Below are 3,403 nucleotides of genomic sequence, written 5' to 3' on the forward strand. Positions count from 1 at the left end.
GGTGAATTTCTTAAAAAAATGTACTTTTCAATACACTTTTCTCAGGAAAAAGCCTCTCAAATGCTTATTCATAACTTGTCTATGCGTGTCAAATTTTATGTTAAGAAAGATGTTTATAAAGCATAGCCTTAAAAGGGGAAAAAAAGTGCTAGGACATTTCCTTATCTTCAATTCCCGGATGGTTTTAACCTTCTTGTAATTATCAATTATCAATTATCCATTAATGAATTCTTACTTCTTCAATCATATATTCTCTGTAATAAATCATAAAATGGCTGCCAATTATCCTCTACTGTAATTGCTTCCCAGACTGATTCAATTACAGGTCTAATTAAACTTTGTTGCGGATTATATTGTTGTAACTTTTCCGCCATATCCTTTAATTCATTATGAGAGTAACTCTGTAAAAGATGATAATAATATTCTCGCCACGGAGCAATTAATTCTTGCTGTTCAAAATCAGCAAAAATCTGACTAATATCATCACGCCATTGGGGAGAAAATTTTTGTCTCAATTCCGAAAAGAAATCGTGGTATCCAACCTGAGAATCTGTCAGCATTTTTATAGTTAGCTGAAGTAACTTTTCTGCATCTGGTTCAGGTAACTCTTCCAACCCTAATCTCTTCATCATTAATTGCCGATATTCATGCAGATAAAAATCATCAAATCTTTCTAAAGCTGACCTCATATTCTTCGGATCAATAACTGCAGCTAATGCTTCTTGAAGTAGGTGTAAATTTGACTTACAAACTAATGGTTGATGACTGTAACGATAAAGACCAGAATAATCAAAATAAGCTGCTGTAAATTTAGGATTATATGTGGGAATAAAAGCATAAGGACCATAATCAAAACTTTCCCCAGTAATTGACATATTATCTGTATTTAATACACCATGACAAAATCCAGCAGCCATCCATTGAGCAACTAATTTAGCAACTCTTTCTACTAACTCCGAGTAGAATAAAAGGTAGCGATCGCTATCCTCCTTAAAATTAGAATAATAACAATCAATTACATGGTCTAAAAGTTTTTTCGTTAAATCCGGGCGCTTGAAAAAATGTAGCCTTTCAAAAGTACCAAACCGGATATGAGAACGACTAAAACGCACCATAACCGACGAGCGAGTAGGAGAAGGCTCATCCCCGCGCCATAACCCTTCCCCAGTTTCAACCAAACTCAGACATCTGGAAGTGCGAACCCCATGACGGTGTAACATTTCAGCAGCCAAGACCTCGCGCACCCCCCCTTTGAGAGTAAGTCTACCATCAGCACTGCGAGAATAAGGCGTTCTACCCGAACCCTTAGTACCAAAATCATATAATTCACCATCTACCCCACGGACTTGACCATAAAGAAAACCCCTACCATCACCCAAGTAAGGGTTATATTCACCGAATTGATAACCGTGATAACGTAGGGCTAAAAAAGGTCTGACACAATGAAATTTACCAAAAGCTTCAATAAAATCCTCATCCTTAACATCTTGAGAATTTAACCCTATTTTAGGGAGTAATTTATCATTACGAAATCGCAAAATATGTTGAGGAAATTCAGCAGCAAGTACCTCATCATAATAGTCACCGCCTAAAGTTTCAATGGCAGGTTCATAGTTGAGAGAAAGTAAAGGATTAGACATTATTTTTTTAAATAGGGAATAGGGAATAGGGAATAGTTAAGAGTTTTAGAGCTTTATTTCTAGCTTTTTAATTTTTACAACATAAGCGCAGATTCCTATATAATTTTAACCGATCTTTATTACTACTCTCAAGTTACTAAGGTACAGTTGTCTTTCTTCTTCCTCCTTAAAATTTAAGATATAAAGCCGCTCCATTCATGGATAAAAAAGAAAAAAGTTCCTTTTAGCAAATCCTCTTCTTTATAAAAATAGATAATTATTAATTATTAATTATTAATTATTAATTATTGAATCCTTCTTCAGAACTTTTTTGCCGTTTGAGCAACTGGGTCAAATTCAAACCTTTCAGAAGATTTTGTTTCACCATAGATATTAAAAGTAAATGTAGGTTCATCTCCAACTACTTCTACACTATGAATCGCATCAGAAGTCAGACTAATTAAATCTCCAGGTTGTAATATTTGCTCTCCAACTCGTTCAATTTTATATTGATTTTCTGAGTCAGGAGTACGTTTCCAAAAAGTATTTTTTTCCTGACCTTTTAATACAGCAATTATTCCCCAAGTACCATGATTATGAATTGTTGAAATTGATCCTGGCATAAACTTTACTGTTTGTACTGTCAGGGGAAATCCTAACTCATCATACAATAAAATAACAGATATCCCTCTTTTTTCACAAGGCTCTGGCTCTTGGGTTTGCAGCCAGTATGAATTAGTCATAAATTGTCGGACTAACAGTCTAATTTTTGGCAAACAACTAGCTTCATCTATAGCATCTTTCAAAGTATCTTCAAGTTCTGTTAAAAATCGATAAAACCGATAATTTTCTCTTAATAATTTCCATTCATTTACAGTTTCACAAGGTTTACATTGACCCTCTCCAGTCAACAACCAATCTCGATTTTTCATCTTTATTTCTCCTCTGGTACTAATTATGCTTTAGTTAATGGCAATTTGTGAGAATTGACTACAAATATTTATACATTATATAGCAGGGAATAGGGAATAGGGAATAGGGAACAGTTGGAAAAACGTTTCCTAGTCTAAGATCGATCATTAGTCGTTAGTCCTAACTAATTTTTTCTTAGCTATATAGCCAGAGTTGCTTCTAAAACAATAAAGAAAATATAAAATCTTTATGATTTATAAAATCATTAAGTTAATACAAGTAAAATAGTTATTTTTCTGTGTTCTATTTTACATAAATTCTGCATAAATTATTGAAATTTATCAGATTATATCCAGATCATTCATTTGTCTAAATAATTGGGAAATATTTACTCAAGTTTATTATTATCACCATATTTTTATATGGTTTTATGTGGAATAAACATCATATAATCTGAGTCAAAAACTACTATTTCTTCTTTTTTTTCTTCTTTTTCTTCTTTTTATCTTCCTTACCATCATCTAAGAATTCTAACTCACCGATTTCTTGTTTGTCTTCTTCAAGATATTCGCGAACCCATACTGCGAGAGTCGCATTACAATGGGGACAAGTAAGTATTTCACCGAAAAATTGGGTAGTTACGCCTCGCCCTTCTAGGGCGACTTTTTAGTTTTTTTTTCAATAAGTATGTTATGGTAAATTTTAATAGTTAAAAACTCAGATTATGAAGGCTAGATTTAAGTATCGTATGTATCCAACACCAGGGCAAAAATACCGGTTAGCAAAGCTATTTGGCTGTGTCCGTGGTGTTTGGAATGATAGCCTAGCTTGCTGCCAAGAAAATTACAAATCAGGAGAAAAGAAACCAACTA

General features: G+C 33.5%; 3 protein-coding genes. 1 reads left to right on the forward strand and 2 read right to left on the reverse strand.

Annotated elements, in window-relative coordinates; translation table 11 throughout:
• Positions 1-239: 239 nt before the first annotated feature.
• Together F6K22_RS36475 and F6K22_RS36480 are read right to left on the reverse strand one after the other, a co-directional pair.
• Positions 240-1,640 carry a protein adenylyltransferase SelO gene (locus F6K22_RS36475; RefSeq protein ID WP_293109556.1) on the reverse strand — a complete coding sequence of 467 codons (1,401 nt, stop codon included), beginning with the start codon at positions 1,638-1,640 and terminating at the stop codon, positions 240-242.
• A gap of 299 nt (positions 1,641-1,939) precedes the next feature.
• Positions 1,940-2,551 carry a cysteine dioxygenase family protein gene (locus F6K22_RS36480; protein ID WP_293109558.1) on the reverse strand — a complete coding sequence of 204 codons (612 nt, stop codon included), beginning with the start codon at positions 2,549-2,551 and terminating at the stop codon, positions 1,940-1,942.
• Positions 2,552-3,255: 704 nt separating this feature from the next.
• On the opposite strand from F6K22_RS36480, the gene F6K22_RS36485 reads away from it, so the two are divergent.
• On the forward strand, positions 3,256-3,403 hold a 148-nt coding region (locus F6K22_RS36485; RefSeq protein ID WP_293109560.1), incomplete at its 3' end, for a helix-turn-helix domain-containing protein.

The organism is Okeania sp. SIO2F4, from assembly GCF_010672385.1.
In the GTDB taxonomy this organism is placed as follows: domain Bacteria; phylum Cyanobacteriota; class Cyanobacteriia; order Cyanobacteriales; family Microcoleaceae; genus Trichodesmium.

Excerpts from the sequence above, each read along its gene's own strand:
- F6K22_RS36480 (WP_293109558.1), bottom strand. The coding sequence starts at position 2,551 with ATGAAAAATCGAGATTGGTTGTTGACTGGAGAGGGTCAATGTAAACCT.
- F6K22_RS36475 (WP_293109556.1), bottom strand. The coding sequence starts at position 1,640 with ATGTCTAATCCTTTACTTTCTCTCAACTATGAACCTGCCATTGAAACT.